The sequence below is a fragment of the Leclercia adecarboxylata genome (assembly GCF_035787115.1).
In the GTDB taxonomy this organism is placed as follows: domain Bacteria; phylum Pseudomonadota; class Gammaproteobacteria; order Enterobacterales; family Enterobacteriaceae; genus Enterobacter; species Enterobacter adecarboxylatus_E.
This window is the reverse complement of record NZ_JALKTL010000003.1, coordinates 396,754-412,342: the sequence shown is the minus strand read 5'-3', so window position 1 is coordinate 412,342 and position 15,589 is coordinate 396,754. Positions and strand designations below refer to the sequence as shown.

Below are 15,589 nucleotides of genomic sequence, written 5' to 3'. Positions count from 1 at the left end.
GTTTTATCAATAGTTAGGATTGGCAATCATTATCATTTAGATTTTTATCCAGCCCAATTATGGCCACAGGTTCCGCACAAGTCGTTGAGAATATTATCTGGCAAACGCCGCTGTCGATGGGGCCTACAGGGCTTGCGGACGCGGTGCGTGAGGCTATTGCCCGGACGCGTGCGTATCTGCTGGATGTCATCAAGCTGGATGAACCCCACCCCCATCACGCCATGACCCTGGCGCAGTGGCAGCGCCCTGCCGAATTACAGTCCTTGCTGGCGACCTACTCCGATCATATCTACCGCAATCAACCCACACTGGCGCGCGAAAACAAGCCGCTGCTGTCGCTGTGGGCGCAATGGTATATCGGGCTGATGGTTCCCCCGATGATGCTGGCCCTGCTCACCCAGGACGCGGCGCTGGATCTCTCCGCTGAACATTTCCACGTCGAGTTTCACGAAACCGGACGCGCCGCCTGCTTCTGGATCGATGTTCATGAAGACAGCCGGACGACATCGCTTTCAGCGCAGCAACGCATGGACGTTCTGATTACCCGCGCGCTCATCCCGGTTGTCGAGGCGCTGGAAGCGACGGGTGAGATCAACGGCAAGCTTATCTGGAGCAATACCGGCTACTTAATTCACTGGTATCTGACCGAAATGAAAACCCTGCTGGGGGATGAGAAAGTCGACGCGCTGCGTCAGAGCTTTTTCTTTGCCCGTCAGCTGTCTGATGGCCGTGACAACCCGCTTTATCGCACCGTTGTTCCCCGCGATGGGCTGCTGGTGCGCCGGACCTGCTGTCAACGCTATCGCCTGCCGGACGTTCAGCAGTGCGGCGACTGCACGCTTAAATAGTTTACTGCGGCCTGGTTTGGTGCGGTCTGGTGCCCTCACCCTGACCCTCTCCCACAGGGAGAGGGTACGAAAATTAAAAACGGCAACCCGGGGGTTGCCGTTTTGCTTTTACCTATGCCACCTGCTGACTTGCTTCTTCTGCACGCTGAGCCTCTTCGGCCTCCTGCGCCAGCAGCTGCTTCTCATACACCTTGAAGAACGGGTAGTAAATGATGGCGGAGACCATCGCTAACAGCACGACCAGGATCGCCGCGCGGAAATCCCAGCCCAGCGCCCATGCGGCCCCCACAGGCGCAGGCGCGGTCCAGGGCACAACTGAAATCACACGGCCAATCAGATCCAGCTTCATCGCCGCCCATGCCAGCACCGCATTCACCATAGGCGCCAGCAGGAACGGGATAAAGAACACCGGGTTCATGACGATGGGCGTACCAAAGATCACCGGCTCGTTGATGTTAAAAATGCTTGGCACCACGCTCAGACGCCCTATGGAACGCAGATGCGCCGAACGGCTACGCAGATAGCAGAACACCAGCCCCATCGTCGCACCGGAGCCGCCAATGACAATAAAGAAGGTCCAGAACGCCTCCATAAAGATGTGCGGCAGCGGCGCGCTCTGCGCCAGCGCGGTCTGGTTCATCCCGAGGTTGGTGAGCCAGAACATCTGCAGCATACCGGAGACAATCGCCGCCCCGTGGATGCCTGCAAACCAGAGCAGATGACCAACCAGCACCGCCAGCAGGATCGCCGGCAGCGAATCCGCCGCCGCCACCAGCGGTTTAAAGATGGCCATGATCGCCTGCGGGATCAGCATCCCAAACTGCGACTGGATGAGCAGGCTCAGCGGATAGAGGGTTAACACTACCACCAGCACCGGGATCAGCAGATCAAAAGAGTTCTTGATCATCGGCGGCACCTGGTCGGGCAGGCGAATACCGATGTTGTGCGCTTTCAGAAAACGCATCATTTCCACGCAGTAGATCGCCACCAGAATGGCGGTGAAGATCCCGGTTCCGCCAAGGCTGTCCACCGGCAAGGCACCTTTGGTTTTTGGCGCGGCAACCAGCAGGAAGGCCATCAGCGACAGCATGGCGCACATGAACGGATCCAGCTGGTACTGCTTCACGTAGTGCTTACCCAGGTTGTAGGCGATGGCGGCGCAGATATAAAGGGACATCACGCCCATCGTCATATCGAAGGGGGTAAGGATCTGGCCTTCAAACTGTTTCGCCATATCCAGCCAGGCGCGGGCAAAGCCCCATGTGGTGTCGGGAGAAAACGGCGGGTAAGCAAAGACTAATAAGAACGAACCAACAATCATAAACGGCATGGCGGAGATAAAGCCGTCGCGGATCGCCATCACGTGACGCTGGGAAGAGATGCGTCCGGCAATGGGGCTGACATAGTTTTCGACAAAGCGGAATATCAGGTTAAACGCAGCATGGTTGGCAGACATAACGGCTCTCCTGTCAGACGATCGTTTCGGGCGCTGTCACGCCGGACGGTGTTCCATATACCACTTTCACCACCTTGCTGGTTCGTTTACCAGCGGTACTGCTCAAACGGATAGGTTTCATAATCGACTCTTATTATTGGATACAGGGGAAATGACGTAATCAGTATTAATCTCCACACCACCGTCTGCAACCGGTTACTGTAACCGGTTTCCGTGATTGTGAAGAGGATCCAGAAATCGCTGATATCAGAAGTGTGTGACTTAGGAAATATTTACAGCGCATAATTTCTTATGACAGATTACGCAGAGTATTTTTCTGGAGGAAACAATGAGTTTGCAGTCTGTGCGCCAATTTTTTGCTGACCACGCCCCGGATGTTGAAGTTATCGAGCTCGGTCAGAGTACCGCTACCGTTGCGCTGGCTGCTGAGGCCCATAACGTTGCGCCTGGTCAGATAGCAAAAACGCTGTCGCTGAAAGTTAAAGATGAGGTGATCCTCGTAGTCGCCAAAGGCGATGCCCGGCTTGATAACAAAAAGCTGAAGCAGACCTTTGGAGCAAAAGCCCGGATGCTGAGCAGCGACGAGGTGGTGACGGTAACAGGGCATCCTGTCGGTGGCGTGTGCCCGTTCGGGCTGGAAACACCGCTGGCGGTCTATTGCGATATTTCGCTCAGAGAGTATGCGGAAGTGCTTCCCGCTGCCGGTGCGATCCATAGCGCGGTGCGCATTTCCCCGGAAAGAATGGCTGAACTTACCCAGGCAACATGGGTAGATGTTTGTCTGTAAGTCCCGCGCCAGACCGATTCTGGCGCAGACTTTTAACGCGGGTTATGAGAAGTGCGCAGCAATGAAGCGCGGCGTGCGGGGATCCGGTACGGGAAAATGCGTCAGGATATCTGCCGCGTGCAGTAACCCTACGTCGGAACGTACACCGAGCTTAATCATGGCGTTAAATTTATGCGCGCGAATAGTTTTGATATTGCGATCGAGCCGGGTGGCAATTTCCGGAATGGAGAAGCCACACGACATAAATTGTAAAATGGCGCGCTCGGTCGGGCTCAGCAGCCGTCCACGATGAATATTCCAGTGGTTGTTATGACTGTCATTCACCCGTCGGTTCTCGCTCAATAATTTACTCAACTGCTCCTGCAGGTCGTCCAGCGTCTCGGATTTGAGAATGACCCCGTGCAGACGTGACGGCGAAAGCTGATTAATCAGGCTCGCTTCTGTCGCATCCGAGGCCAGAACAATTCGCTGAATCATGCCGTGAGTGGTGGCAATTTCCTTAATGCAGACCAGGCAGTTGCGCCGCTCTTCACGCTCATCAGAGAGGGAATAAATCAACGACGCGTACGGAACAAAATTAAGTGAGGACTGAAAACTGGCGATGTTATTAAAAAGATGGACTTCGTAACCCTGCAGTGAGGGGCTGGCAAAAAGATGCTTCAGCCCCATAGCACTCATCATGCACTTTTCGATGATAGCGATATGTCTTTTTGTAGCGCTCTTTTCCATTCGTCTTGCTCTCCATAGGCAGAGAATAAACTCAGCTCTTTCATTCCCTTGGTGCTGTTAATCCACGCATACATTTCGGCGTTACTCGTTAAGGCGAGTCTTCTCATGGCACTATTCTTTTGCGCGCTTACCGTTTTATTACTCTTTTTCAGTAAGGCGGCGATTTGATTAATTCCCCAGCCTTTACCAAGCAGGCGTAATACCTTGCGCTCCGAAAACGTCAACATGACATCGTCCTGATTGTCATAAAGATCTTCCGGCTCGGGTCTTAATAACGTCTGGCTAATACGTTCGGCATGTTCGCTGCCAGCCTGAATCGCCTTCACCACGCCTTCGATGGGCTCCATATCGGAAAGTAAGGTACTTTCTGGGCGCATCAGGAGTTCGACAGCAAGAGGATAAAATGCCCGAGAAACCAAAAATATCCAGTGAATATTCCGATACTGATTTTGTAATGCGTAATATTGATTGCAGATATTACGCGGATTTTGCTGCTCACCTGAAATATCAACGATTATCACAGCGGCACGACGCAACTGAAGAAGCGTGAGTTCTTCGTGAGACCGGCAATATGAACGTTCGTAGTCCGGGAAATAGCGTGACATAATACTTCCGATACCGGTTTGTATTATGGGTGATTTTCCAATTATTATTGCGCCTTTACAGCTCACTGGCGGCATTTGCGTTCCGAATCCATTCATACGGCCATTCCGTGTTTTTCATCCAGTTTAATTACCTGTTTCAATAACATGGCGACGTAAAAATGTAATGTTTTCCTTTTTCATTAGATGAGTGAAATGAAAATGCAATTTTCAACTGCATCATAAATATCACAAATTTGTACACCGCCAAAACCGATGTTAATATCGCAAAACCAGCACGAAATGTTAATGCTTTATCGCTGATCTTTTCAAAAAAAGAAAGTTAGATATTCTAAATATAAAATAAATAAATATGTAAATATTAAACCTATTGAAATTCATAATTAATTCTGGCCAATATTGTGAAACAGTATGAGACCAATCTGCCTAAACCTTGATCTGACCCAGAGCAAGCGCCACAGGGTTGTGTGCTAAAAATAGACATTCCGGCTATCCATCCGCCACTCTCTCCTCAGGGCAACAGATGCAGGCAGATCAAACCTCACAACGCGCCGTCACGCGACTGTGTATTCAGTGCGGCCTTTTTTTATTACAACACGGCGCCGAAAGCGCGCTGGTCGAGGAGCTTTCCACCCGACTGGGACTGGCTCTGGGTATGGACAGCGTGGAGAGCGCGATCTCCTCCAATGCCATTGTGCTGACCACCATTAAAGCGGGTCAGTGTCTGACCTCAACGCGTAAAAACCACGATCGTGGGATTAACATGCACGTTGTCACCGAAGTGCAGCACATTGTGATCATGGCAGAACATAAGCTGCTGGATATACAGGGTATTGAAAAACGCTTCAGCCAGATCAAGCCGTTGCGCTATCCGCGCTGGCTGGTGGTGCTGATGGTGGGTCTTTCCTGCGCCTGTTTCTGCAAGCTCAATAACGGCGGCTGGGACGGCGCTATCGTGACCTTTATCGCCAGCACCCTCGCCATGTATGTGCGCCAGGTGCTGACAGGCCGCCATTTGCACCCGCAAATTAACTTCTGCATTACCGCTTTCGTCGCCACTACCGTCTCCGGCCTGCTGCTGCGCCTGCCCGCTTTTACCATCACTCCCACTATTGCCATGGCCGCCAGCGTGCTGCTGCTGGTACCGGGCTTTCCGCTGATTAATGCCGTAGCCGATATGTTCAAAGGACACATCAATACCGGCCTTGCGCGCTGGGCGATTGCCAGCTTATTGACTCTGGCCACCTGTATTGGGGTCGTGATGGCCATGACGTTATGGGGGCTTCGCGGATGGGCATAATCGATTTTCTGTGGGCGCTGGCCCAGGACATGCTGCTGTCGGCCATTCCGGCGGTGGGTTTTGCCATGGTATTTAACGTTCCTCGCCGCGCCCTGCCGTGGTGTGCCCTGCTGGGGGGTATCGGCCACGGCTCACGCATGACGATGATGACCGTCGGGCTGAATATCGAATGGTCGACCTTTATGGCCTCAATGCTGGTCGGAAGCATTGGGATCCAGTGGTCGCGCTGGTATCTGGCTCACCCGAAGGTCTTTACCGTCGCGGCGGTTATTCCGATGTTTCCGGGCATTTCCGCCTACACCGCGATGATTTCGGCGGTGAAAATCAGTCACGTCGGCTACAGCGAAGCGCAGATGATCATGCTGCTGACCAACTTCCTGAAGGCCTCGTCAATCGTCGGCGCCCTCTCTATCGGCCTGTCGATCCCCGGCCTGTGGCTCTACCGCAAACGCCCCCGGGTTTGAGAGTTGTCTTCTCCCGCTGCCGTGGCGATAATCCTCTGTTCTCCTGTGGCTAAATAAGGAACGGACGTGTCTAACCCTGGCAGCGAAAACGCAGAAAACAGCGACGGATCCCGCCTGAAAGACAAAATCTTCCTCAGCGCCCTCTCGCTGTTCGCCGAGTACGGGCTTAACGGCGCGCGCATGGAGCAGATCGCCGAGAAAGCGGGTACCACTAAACGGATGGTGGTGTATCACTTTAAAACCAAAGAGAACCTCTACCTGCTGGTGCTGGAGTACGTCTATACCCAGATCCGCGCCAGTGAAAAGCAGCTCAGCCTTGATGCGATGCCGCCGGTGGAAGCGCTGGTGCATCTGGTGGAAACCACTTTTGACTATCACGCCGACCATCCGGACTACATCCGCATCATCTGCATGGAGAACATGCAGCGTGGCCGGTTTATGCAGCAGTCGGCATTATTGCGCCAGGTGAACCGCAGCGCGCTGGATCTGCTGGAAACCATCCTTAACCGCGGCAAGGAGAAGCAGCTGTTTAACCAGACGGTCAACGCCCGGGATCTGCACCGTCTGATCAGCAGCTTCAGCTTCCACTATGTGGCCAACAGCTACACCTTCACCCTGCTGTTTGAAGATGGTGCCGATGAACAGGCTCAGCGCCAGCACTACCGAAAAATGGCGGTTCAGGTTGCCTTGCGTTATACCTGTCCTTAGCTCACACAACCCTGAGATAAGGAACCAACTATGTCTTTAGATAAAGTTGTCTATACCGCCAAAGCCAAAGCCACCGGTGGCCGTGATGGTCGCGCCACCTCGTCCGACGGTGTTCTGGATGTCAAACTGGGCGTCCCCAAAGAGATGGGCGGCGCGGGCGGAGAGGTCACCAACCCGGAACAGCTGTTTGCCGCAGGCTACTCGGCCTGTTTTCTCGGCGCCATGAAGTTCGTTGCCGGGCGCGATAAAATCACCATGCCGCAGGACGCCTTTATTGAGGGTGAAGTGGGCATTGGGCCGCTGCCAACCGGGTTTGGTATCGAAGCGAAACTGAATATCCATCTGCCGGGGATGGACGCCGCCGAGGCGAAAAAGCTGGTCGATGCGGCGCACATTGTCTGCCCGTACTCAAACGCCACCCGCAACAATATTGATGTCACGCTGAATATTATCTCCTGACTTTTCAGGGGGTCAGGGAGCGGGTCTCAGACCCCTGCCTGCCCCCTCCTCTCTGTGCTACCATAAGCTCATATCCCGTCCGCAGTCATTCAGTAGAGAAGTGTTATGTCCTCCAGAATCCTGACCACCAGCGTCACTGGCATTGATGCCTTTATGCACGATCCCCGCGGCGTGCTGTCCAGGGCGCAAGGCGGTACTGTTGCCGTTTTTGCCGATAACGCACCGGCTTTTTACGCGATTACGCCGCAACGTCTGGCCGAGCTGCTGGAAACCGAAGCGCGCCTGTCGCGCCCGACCAGCGACGTCACTCTGGATACCCAATTCTTCGACGAACCTACCAGCGCGCCGGTTGCGGTGCCGATGGGGAAATTCGCCATGTATCAGGGCTGGCAGCCGGACCCCGATTTCCAGCGCCAGGCGGCGCTGTGGGGCATTGCCCTCACCCAGCCTGTCGCCCCGGAAGAGCTGGCCGCCTTTACCGCGTACTGGCAGGCGGAAGGGAAAGTCTTTCACCATATTCAGTGGCAGCAAAAGCTGGCGCGCAGCGTGCAGATCAACCGGGCCAGCAGCGGCGGACAGGCCAGACGCGATGTGAATACTTTTTCAGAACCGGATAAACAGATCCCCCACGGCTTCCGAGGTGCCAAATGAAAGAGTTCGGCGAACTGATGAAACGTCTGCAAAAGATCATGCCCGCTAACGTCAAACCGGCCTTTACCACCGGTGAAGAGCTGCTGGCGTGGCAAAAAGAGCAGGGCGAGATCCGCGCGGCGGCGCTGGCACGGGAGAACCGCGCCATGAAGATGCAGCGCACCTTTAACCGCTCCGGTATTCGTCCTCTGCATCAAAACTGCTCCTTCGATAACTATAAAGTGGAAAGGCAGGGGCAGCTCCAGGCTCTGCAACAGGCGCGCCAGTATGTCGAAGAGTTCGACGGCAACATCGCCAGCTTTATCTTTAGCGGCAAGCCGGGCACCGGTAAAAACCACCTGGCGGCGGCCATCTGCAACGAACTGCTGCTGCGCGGCAAATCGGTGCTGATTATCACCGTGGCCGACATCATGTCGGCGATGAAAGATACTTTCAGCAACCGGGAGACCAGCGAAGAGCAGCTGCTGAACGATCTCAGCAACGTCGATCTGCTGGTGATCGACGAGATTGGGGTCCAGACCGAATCGCGCTATGAAAAAGTGATCATCAACCAGATTGTCGATCGCCGCTCCTCCTCGAAGCGCCCTACCGGCATGCTCACCAACCATAACATTGAGGAGATGACCCGCCTGCTGGGCGAGCGGGTGATGGATCGCATGAAGCTCGGCAACAGCCTGTATGTGATTTTTGACTGGGAAAGCTATCGCAGCCGCGTCACCGGCAAAGAGTATTAGGATATTTACCCAAGTCGTGCGCTGTCGCGAGGTTTATACTGGCTGCCACTCCGCCCCGGCGGGCCATCGACAGAGTAGGTATTATGAAAACACATTTTCTTCTCAGCGCCGCAGTCAGCGCCCTGCTGGTGACGGGTGCAGCACAGGCGGCCTCCTCCTGGCAGGATACGCTTAACAGCGCCGCCAGCCAGCTCAGCGCCGGCAGCACCTCTTCTCAGAACGGCGGCCTGTCCGCCTCCGCGCTGACCGGCCTGCTGAGCAGCGGCACCCAGTCGCTCTCCGCCAGCAACATGAATAACGCAGCCGGGATCCTCGAGTACTGCGCTAAAGAGAAGCTGGCTTCAATGACCGATGCCACCACGATTAAAAATCAGGTGCTGGGTAAACTGGGGCTGGAAACCCAGGAAGAGCAGCAGCAGGACACCAACTATCTGGAAGGGATCCAGGGGCTGCTGAATGCCAACAACGGCGAGCAGCTGAATCTGGAAACCATCGGCAACTCGCCGCTGGCGAAAAAGGTTAAAGCCCAGGCCTGTGATTTTGTCCTGAAACAGGGGATGAGTTTTATCTCCTGATCCCCGACACGCCGCGACCCTTATCGCGGCGTCTGCCCCCTCTCCCCGCAAAAAGCGACGCTGTTCAAACATTCGATTTTCTAAACCAAATCCTAACAACAGCACAATTCCGTGACACTACAATTGCAGCTTGATGGCATCGCCATTACATTGGATCACCCAAAAATTAAACAGTTAATCCGCTAACCGGCGGATGCCTTTATTGAGGATAAGCTGTTGTCAGAGTTTATTTCCGTTGCCCTGTTTATCGCCTCGGTCGTTATCTATTCCCGCAAAGCGGGTCGTAACACCTGGTGGTTTGCCGCTACCCTTCTGGTGCTGGGGCTTTTTGTCGTATTGAACATTACTCTCTATGCCAGTGACTACTTTACCGGCGATGGCATTAACGATGCCGTCCTCTATACCCTGACCAACAGCCTGACCGGCGCCGGAGTTAGTAAGTACATACTTCCTGGAGTGGGCGTGGTGGTTGCGCTGGTGGTTGTTTTCGGTCTGCTGGGCTGGATCCTGCGCCGCCGTCGCCATCATCCCCACCATCTCGGCTACAGCCTGCTGGCGCTGGTGCTGGCTCTCGCCTCGGTGGATGCCAGTCCGGCGTTTCACCAGATCACCGAGCTGGTGAAATCGCAATCCCGCGATGGCGATCCTGATTTTGCGGCGTATTACAAAGAGCCGGGCAAAACGATTCCAAATCCGCAGCTCAATCTGGTCTATATCTATGGCGAAAGCCTGGAGCGGACCTATTTTAATAATGACGCTTTCCCGGATCTTGCCCCGGAACTGGGCGCCATCAAAAACGCAGGGATCGATTTCAGCCACACGGCGCAGCTGCCCGGTACCGACTATACCATCGCCGGGATGGTTGCCTCCCAGTGCGGCATTCCGCTGTTCGCGCCGTTTGAAGGCAACGCCTCGGCGTCGGTCTCCAGCTTCTTCCCGCAGAATATCTGCCTCGGCGATATTCTGAAAAATTCCGGCTACCAGAACTATTTCATGCAGGGGGCCAACCTGCGCTTTGCCGGCAAAGACGTGTTCCTCAAATCCCACGGCTTCGATCACCTGTATGGCGCTGAGGAGTTAAAAACCCTCGTTGCCGACCCGGCCTACCGCAACGACTGGGGTTTTTACGACGATACGGTGCTGGATGAAACCTGGAAAAAATTTGAGGAGCTGTCAAAGTCCGGCAAACGCTTCTCCCTGTTTGCCCTGACGGTGGACACGCACCACCCGGACGGCTTTATCTCCCGCACCTGTCAGCGCAAGAGCTATGCCATTGACGGCAAACCTAATCAGTCCTTCAGCGCGGTAGGCTGCAGCCAGGAGCATATCGCGGCGCTGATCGAAAAAATCAAAGCCTCGCCGTACTTTAAAAACACGGTGATTGTGGTCTCTTCCGACCATCTGGCAATGAAAAACACCGCCTGGGATGCGCTGAACAAGCAGGATCGCAGCAACCTGTTCTTTATCCTGCGTGGCGATAAGCCGCAGCAGGAGGTGATGGCCGTGAAGCGCAACACCATGGATAACGGCGCCACGGTGCTGGATATCCTCGGCGGGGACAACTTTATCGGCCTTGGCCGCAGCAGCCTCTCCGGGCAGTCGCTGTCCGAGGTGTTCCTCAACATAAAGGAAAAAGTGCTGGCGTGGAAACCGGACGTCATTCGTCTGTGGAACTTCCCGAAAGAGCTGAAAGACTTCACCATCGACAGCCAGAAAAACATGATCGCCTTCTCCGGCAGCCATTTCCGGCTGCCGCTGCTGCTGCGCGTCTCTGATAAGCGGGTTGAACCGCTGCCGGAAAGCGAATACTCAGCCCCGCTGCGCTACCAGCTGGCGGACTTTGCCCCGCGGGATAACTTCGTCTGGGTCGATCGCTGCTACAAAATGGGTCAGCTCTGGTCGCAGCCGCTGGCGCTCTCTACCGACTGGTGCGTTTCTCAGGGCCAACTGGGCGGCGAACAGAGCGTGCAGCATGTTGATAAAGCGCAGTGGAAGGGCAAGACGGCGTTTAAGGATACGGTGATCAGCACCGATCGCTATAAGCGCAACGTCGATATGCTGAAAGTGTCTGACAACGATATTCGCTACAAGGCCGACAGCTTTGTCTTTAACGTGGCCGGTGCGCCAGAAGAGGTGAAGCAGTTCAGCGGCATTTCCCGCCCCGAATCCTGGGGACGCTGGTCAAACGCCCAGCTGGGTAATGAGGTGAAGATCGAATATAACCAGCCGCTGCCGGCGAAATTTGACCTGGTGATCACCGCCAAAGCCTGGGGGCCGAACGTCAACAAGCCGGTTCCGGTGCGCATTGGCGATAAAGAGCAAACCCTGACGCTGGGGAAAGAAGTTACCACCACGACGCTGCATTTCGACAATCCATCGCGCAGCAGCACGCTGGTGATTGTCCCGCCTGCGCCGGAGTCCACTAACGAGGGGAATATTCTCGGCCACTCTCCGCGCCAGCTTGGGATCGGTATGGTGGAAATCAAAGTCGTTAACGCGGAAGGTTAAGTCCGGGAGAGGCCCGCCTCTCCCGCTTCGCAATAAAAAAACAGCGCCCCACCTTTCCCCGGGCGCTGCATGGCAAGACTTAAAACGCAATCACGCCTTTAATCAGACCACGATTATTAATCACCTCTGGCTCGTAAGTCTCCGCCAGCTCGCGAAAGAGATAGCGATGGGTCAGCATCATTTCCGCCGTCAGTTTTCCTTCGGCCATCAGCCGTCCGACTTTGGCAAAATCCTCCCCGGTGGCGTTGCGGCTCCCCATTATGGTGGTCTCTTTTTTATGAAACTCCGGATCGGAGAACTGCAGATTCCCCTTGTGCAGCCCGACAAAGACAATGGTGCCGCCGTGGCGGATCAGGCTGACGGTATTGTTCATCGCCTGCGGATTGCCGGTGGCATCAATCACCTTTTGCGCCAGGGCTCCGCTATATTGCGCCCGCAGCTGGTCGGTAAAATCGGCCGCCGAGGGATCGAGCGTGTGCACGCCCAGACAGCGCTGCACATGCTCTCGTCGGGCGGGGCTGGTATCGGCAACCACCACCTGGGCGCCATCTGCATGGGCAATGGCCGCCACCCCCAGTCCAATCGGCCCGGCGCCCACCACCAGCAGTTGCTCTCCCGGCTGAATGGCCGCCCGGCGTACCGCATGTGCGCTTATCGCAAACGGCTCAATGAGAGCCGCCGCCTCGGGGTCGATCCCGTCTGCGGGCAGCAGGTTGCTGACCGGCACCGACAGATACTCACTAAACCCGCCGTCCTGATGCACGCCGATCACCGAGATGGCCTCGCAGCAGTTCGTTTTACCGCTCAGGCAGGCCGGACACTGCTGGCAGGCCACGTAGGGAATAACCGCCACCTGCTGGCCCTGATGCAGCGTGCGGATATTTTTTCCTGGCCTGACAACCTCTCCGCATATTTCATGCCCAAGCACCCGGGGATAATTAAAAAAAGGCTGATTGCCGCCCCAGGCATGTATATCGGTTCCACATATGCCCACGGTTTTTATTTTTATCAGCGCTTCGTCATCCCGGGGAGATGGGATCGCCCGCGTCTCCCAAATTAATTTTTTTGGCTCCTTGCACACCAGCGTATTCATCGTCGTCATCTTTTCGCTCTCCCGTTCTTTTGTCGTTTCAGATATTGATGAAAATGGAAAATAACGGGTGGGCAATAAATGGATTTGTGAATTGCCGCGCATAAAGCCGTTTTAAATAGGGTTTTAATGCCCCCTTCTCTGCCATAAGGAATCGTACATGAGTCGTTCGCAAAATTTGCGTCATAACGTGATTAACCAGGTCATCGACGATATGGCAAGGGGCCACATCCCGTCGCCGCTGCCCTCACAAAGCGCGCTGGCGGAGATGTATAACATCAGTCGCACCACCGTGCGCCACATCCAGGCCCACCTCTGCGACTGTGGCGTGCTGACGCGGGTGAACAATGACTATGTGATTGCCCGCAAGCCCGACGCCAGTGATGGCTTTAGCTGTGAGGTCGCGCCGCTGGCGGAGCAGACCCGGCTTTTTGAGCAGAGTTTTTTAGCCATGATTAACCAGCGCATACTGCGCGCCGGGGAGGCCTTTTCCGAGCTGGAGCTGGCGCGGACGGCGGGCGTCAGCCCCGTGGTGGTGAGGGAGTACTTACTTAAATTCAGCCGCTACAACCTGATCGAGAGTGAAAAACGCGGCCAGTGGCGGATGAAGCAGTTCGACCAGTCGTGGGCCGAACAGCTGTTCGAGCTGCGCGAAATGCTGGAAACCCATGCCCTGCAGCATTTTCTCAACCTGCCTGACAGCGACCCGCGCTGGCTACGGGCCAGGACCCTGCTGGAGGAACATCGTGCCCTGCGCGACAGCATCGGCGACAGTTTCCGTCAGTTCTCGCGCCTGGATCGCGACTTCCATTCTCTGCTGCTCTCCGCCGCCAACAATATCTTTTTCAACCAGTCGCTGGAGATCATCTCGTTCATCTTCCATTTCCACTACCAGTGGGACGAGAGCGATCTCAAGCAGCGCAATATTATCGCCATCGATGAGCACATGACCATTCTCAGCGCGCTAATCTGCCGCAACGATCTGGATGCCAATCTGGCAATGCGTAATCACCTGCATACCGCCAAGCAGTCGATGATCCGCTCCATTAATCAGAGCGCGACGGTCTTTTATTAAGTACCGATTAAAAACAGCAAATCTTTAACGACAGCACGCTTCCGTAAAAAGGCCCGGGCGGGAAAATTGCGCCTGCCTATGCTCACCAGAAGTCGACTTATTGGTTGTTGTTTTTGGTGAGGAGTGATGAATGCAATTATTCCATCACTTGTCGTTATGAATATTTCTCAAATAAATACATGAGAGATTAACGTTAAATTATTCAGGAGTCCGGCGTGGAAAAAAGCAATATAACCCTCGACCCGCAGACCACCTTCGACAAAGAGCAAACGGTGGATATTTCCCTGCCGCCTGTAGGGTCTATTCAGCGCTCGGCACGTATTAAGCGCATCCAGACGACGGCAATGCTGTTATTATTTTTTGCCGCGGTGATTAATTACCTCGATCGCAGCTCGCTGTCGGTAGCGAATCTCACCATTCGCGAGGAGCTGGGTCTCAGCGCTACCGAGATTGGTGCCCTGCTGTCGGTCTTCTCGCTGGCGTATGGTATCGCCCAGCTGCCCTGCGGCCCGCTGCTGGATCGCAAAGGCCCGCGGCTGATGCTGGGGCTGGGGATGTTTGTCTGGTCGCTGTTCCAGGCGCTGTCCGGGATGGTACACAGCTTTACCCAGTTTGTGCTGGTGCGCATCGGGATGGGGATTGGCGAAGCGCCGATGAACCCCTGTGGCGTAAAGGTAATCAACGACTGGTTCAACATCAAAGAGCGTGGCCGTCCGATGGGCTTTTTTAACGCCGCTTCGACCATCGGCGTGGCTATCAGCCCGCCGCTGCTGGCGGCAATGATGCTGGTGATGGGCTGGCGCGGCATGTTTATCACCATCGGCGTGCTGGGCATTTTCCTCGCGATTGGCTGGTATATGCTCTATCGCAACCGCGAGGAGCTGGCGCTGAGCGGCGTCGAGCAGGCGTACCTGAATGCCGGCAGCGTCAACACTCGCCGCGATCCGCTGAGTTTCGCTGAATGGCGTAGTCTGTTTCGCAACCGCACCATGTGGGGGATGATGCTGGGCTTCAGCGGCATCAACTACACCGCATGGCTTTATCTGGCCTGGCTGCCGGGCTATCTGCAAACGGCCTATAGCCTGGATCTGAAAAGTACTGGCCTGATGGCGGCCATTCCGTTTCTGTTTGGTGCGGCCGGAATGCTGGTAAACGGCTTCACCACCGACGCGCTGGTCAAACGCGGGATCGCGCCAGTGCGTAGCCGTAAGCTTTGTATTATCAGCGGGATGCTCTGTTCAGCGGCCTTCACCTTTGTGGTGCCAGAGGCCACAACGGCCATGAGTGCGGTACTGCTGATTGGGATGGCGCTGTTCTGCATCCATTTTGCGGGAACGTCGTGCTGGGGGTTGATCCACGTCGCCGTGGCATCACGTATGACCGCCTCGGTGGGCAGCATTCAGAACTTCGCCAGTTTTATCTGCGCCTCGTTTGCGCCGATTGTCACCGGGTTTATCGTCGACACCACCCACTCGTTCCGCCTGGCGCTGATCATCTGCGGCTGCGTCACGGCGCTGGGGGCGCTGGCGTATATTGTGCTGGTACGGAAACCCATTGACGATCCGCGTCAGCAGTAAGTGGTATTGCCGGGTGGCGCTACGCT

Annotated in this window: 16 protein-coding genes; 12 read left to right on the top strand and 4 right to left on the bottom strand. The window is 55.3% G+C overall.

What is annotated here, in order from left to right; genetic code table 11:
- The first annotated feature begins 59 nt into the window (after positions 1–59).
- Positions 60–848 (top strand): siderophore-iron reductase FhuF, encoded by a 789-nt coding sequence (gene fhuF, locus MXM41_RS12785; RefSeq protein WP_325932340.1) that lies wholly within the window; start codon positions 60–62, stop codon positions 846–848.
- 112 nt (positions 849–960) lie between these two features.
- On the opposite strand, the gene MXM41_RS12780 is transcribed toward fhuF, so the two are convergent.
- Positions 961–2,304: a PTS sugar transporter subunit IIC gene (locus MXM41_RS12780; RefSeq protein WP_325932339.1), complete on the bottom strand. Its 1,344-nt coding sequence runs from the start codon at positions 2,302–2,304 to the stop codon at positions 961–963.
- A gap of 328 nt (positions 2,305–2,632) precedes the next feature.
- Here MXM41_RS12780 and MXM41_RS12775 point away from each other — a divergent pair, with 328 nt between their 5' ends.
- Positions 2,633–3,091, top strand: coding sequence for a YbaK/EbsC family protein (locus MXM41_RS12775; protein WP_325932338.1), 459 nt, complete (start codon positions 2,633–2,635; stop codon positions 3,089–3,091).
- 42 nt (positions 3,092–3,133) lie between these two features.
- On the opposite strand, the gene bglJ is transcribed toward MXM41_RS12775, so the two are convergent.
- Together bglJ and MXM41_RS12765 are read right to left on the bottom strand one after the other, a co-directional pair.
- Positions 3,134–3,769 (bottom strand): DNA-binding transcriptional activator BglJ, encoded by a 636-nt coding sequence (gene bglJ / locus MXM41_RS12770; protein ID WP_325932573.1) that lies wholly within the window; start codon positions 3,767–3,769, stop codon positions 3,134–3,136.
- Positions 3,769–4,500, bottom strand: a complete 732-nt coding sequence (locus MXM41_RS12765; RefSeq protein ID WP_325932572.1) for a response regulator transcription factor — start codon at positions 4,498–4,500, stop codon at positions 3,769–3,771. Before MXM41_RS12765 ends, bglJ begins: the two co-directional genes overlap by 1 nt.
- A gap of 445 nt (positions 4,501–4,945) precedes the next feature.
- Here MXM41_RS12765 and MXM41_RS12760 point away from each other — a divergent pair, with 445 nt between their 5' ends.
- The 8 genes from MXM41_RS12760 to opgB all read left to right on the top strand — a co-directional run bounded on the left by MXM41_RS12760 (position 4,946) and on the right by opgB (position 11,821).
- Positions 4,946–5,722: a threonine/serine exporter ThrE family protein gene (locus MXM41_RS12760; protein WP_325932337.1), complete on the top strand. Its 777-nt coding sequence runs from the start codon at positions 4,946–4,948 to the stop codon at positions 5,720–5,722.
- Complete coding sequence (locus MXM41_RS12755) at positions 5,713–6,186, top strand: threonine/serine exporter (protein WP_325932336.1); 474 nt, start codon at positions 5,713–5,715, stop codon at positions 6,184–6,186. Before MXM41_RS12760 ends, MXM41_RS12755 begins: the two co-directional genes overlap by 10 nt.
- Before the next feature lie 66 nt (positions 6,187–6,252).
- The gene (locus MXM41_RS12750) at positions 6,253–6,894 is read left to right on the top strand and encodes a TetR family transcriptional regulator (protein ID WP_325932334.1); all 642 of its coding nucleotides are present in this window, start codon (positions 6,253–6,255) and stop codon (positions 6,892–6,894) included.
- A 30-nt stretch (positions 6,895–6,924) separates the two neighbouring features.
- Positions 6,925–7,353, top strand: a complete 429-nt coding sequence (locus tag MXM41_RS12745) for an organic hydroperoxide resistance protein (protein ID WP_223074360.1) — start codon at positions 6,925–6,927, stop codon at positions 7,351–7,353.
- A 105-nt stretch (positions 7,354–7,458) separates the two neighbouring features.
- Positions 7,459–8,004, top strand: coding sequence for a primosomal protein DnaT (gene dnaT, locus MXM41_RS12740; protein ID WP_325932332.1), 546 nt, complete (start codon positions 7,459–7,461; stop codon positions 8,002–8,004).
- Entirely contained in the window at positions 8,001–8,738 is a 738-nt protein-coding gene (gene dnaC / locus MXM41_RS12735; protein ID WP_325932331.1) for a DNA replication protein DnaC, read from the top strand. The genes dnaT and dnaC overlap by 4 nt, the downstream gene beginning before the upstream one ends.
- An 83-nt stretch (positions 8,739–8,821) precedes the next feature.
- A complete protein-coding gene (locus MXM41_RS12730) occupies positions 8,822–9,313 on the top strand; it encodes a DUF2501 domain-containing protein (protein ID WP_325932330.1) in 492 nt (163 codons plus the stop codon).
- A 216-nt stretch (positions 9,314–9,529) separates the two neighbouring features.
- Positions 9,530–11,821 (top strand): phosphatidylglycerol--membrane-oligosaccharide glycerophosphotransferase, encoded by a 2,292-nt coding sequence (gene opgB, locus MXM41_RS12725; RefSeq protein WP_325932329.1) that lies wholly within the window; start codon positions 9,530–9,532, stop codon positions 11,819–11,821.
- A gap of 79 nt (positions 11,822–11,900) precedes the next feature.
- Here the strand turns inward: opgB and MXM41_RS12720 are convergent, their stop codons facing one another.
- Positions 11,901–12,923, bottom strand: coding sequence for a zinc-binding alcohol dehydrogenase family protein (locus MXM41_RS12720; protein WP_325932328.1), 1,023 nt, complete (start codon positions 12,921–12,923; stop codon positions 11,901–11,903).
- Positions 12,924–13,071: 148 nt separating this feature from the next.
- On the opposite strand from MXM41_RS12720, the gene MXM41_RS12715 reads away from it, so the two are divergent.
- Together MXM41_RS12715 and MXM41_RS12710 are read left to right on the top strand one after the other, a co-directional pair.
- A complete protein-coding gene (locus MXM41_RS12715) occupies positions 13,072–13,986 on the top strand; it encodes a GntR family transcriptional regulator (RefSeq protein WP_325932327.1) in 915 nt (304 codons plus the stop codon).
- 215 nt (positions 13,987–14,201) lie between these two features.
- Positions 14,202–15,563: an MFS transporter gene (locus MXM41_RS12710; protein ID WP_325932326.1), complete on the top strand. Its 1,362-nt coding sequence runs from the start codon at positions 14,202–14,204 to the stop codon at positions 15,561–15,563.
- The last annotated feature ends 26 nt before the right edge of the window (positions 15,564–15,589 follow it).

Coding starts and splice junctions, on each gene's coding strand:
- MXM41_RS12780 (WP_325932339.1), bottom strand. CDS start 2,304: ATGTCTGCCAACCATGCTGCGTTTAACCTGATATTCCGCTTTGTCGAA.
- MXM41_RS12720 (WP_325932328.1), bottom strand. CDS start 12,923: ATGACGACGATGAATACGCTGGTGTGCAAGGAGCCAAAAAAATTAATT.
- MXM41_RS12745 (WP_223074360.1), top strand. CDS start 6,925: ATGTCTTTAGATAAAGTTGTCTATACCGCCAAAGCCAAAGCCACCGGT.
- dnaC (WP_325932331.1), top strand. CDS start 8,001: ATGAAAGAGTTCGGCGAACTGATGAAACGTCTGCAAAAGATCATGCCC.
- MXM41_RS12715 (WP_325932327.1), top strand. CDS start 13,072: ATGAGTCGTTCGCAAAATTTGCGTCATAACGTGATTAACCAGGTCATC.
- MXM41_RS12755 (WP_325932336.1), top strand. CDS start 5,713: ATGGGCATAATCGATTTTCTGTGGGCGCTGGCCCAGGACATGCTGCTG.
- fhuF (WP_325932340.1), top strand. CDS start 60: ATGGCCACAGGTTCCGCACAAGTCGTTGAGAATATTATCTGGCAAACG.
- MXM41_RS12775 (WP_325932338.1), top strand. CDS start 2,633: ATGAGTTTGCAGTCTGTGCGCCAATTTTTTGCTGACCACGCCCCGGAT.
- dnaT (WP_325932332.1), top strand. CDS start 7,459: ATGTCCTCCAGAATCCTGACCACCAGCGTCACTGGCATTGATGCCTTT.
- MXM41_RS12760 (WP_325932337.1), top strand. CDS start 4,946: ATGCAGGCAGATCAAACCTCACAACGCGCCGTCACGCGACTGTGTATT.
- MXM41_RS12730 (WP_325932330.1), top strand. CDS start 8,822: ATGAAAACACATTTTCTTCTCAGCGCCGCAGTCAGCGCCCTGCTGGTG.
- bglJ (WP_325932573.1), bottom strand. CDS start 3,769: ATGAGTGCTATGGGGCTGAAGCATCTTTTTGCCAGCCCCTCACTGCAG.
- MXM41_RS12765 (WP_325932572.1), bottom strand. CDS start 4,500: ATGCCGCCAGTGAGCTGTAAAGGCGCAATAATAATTGGAAAATCACCC.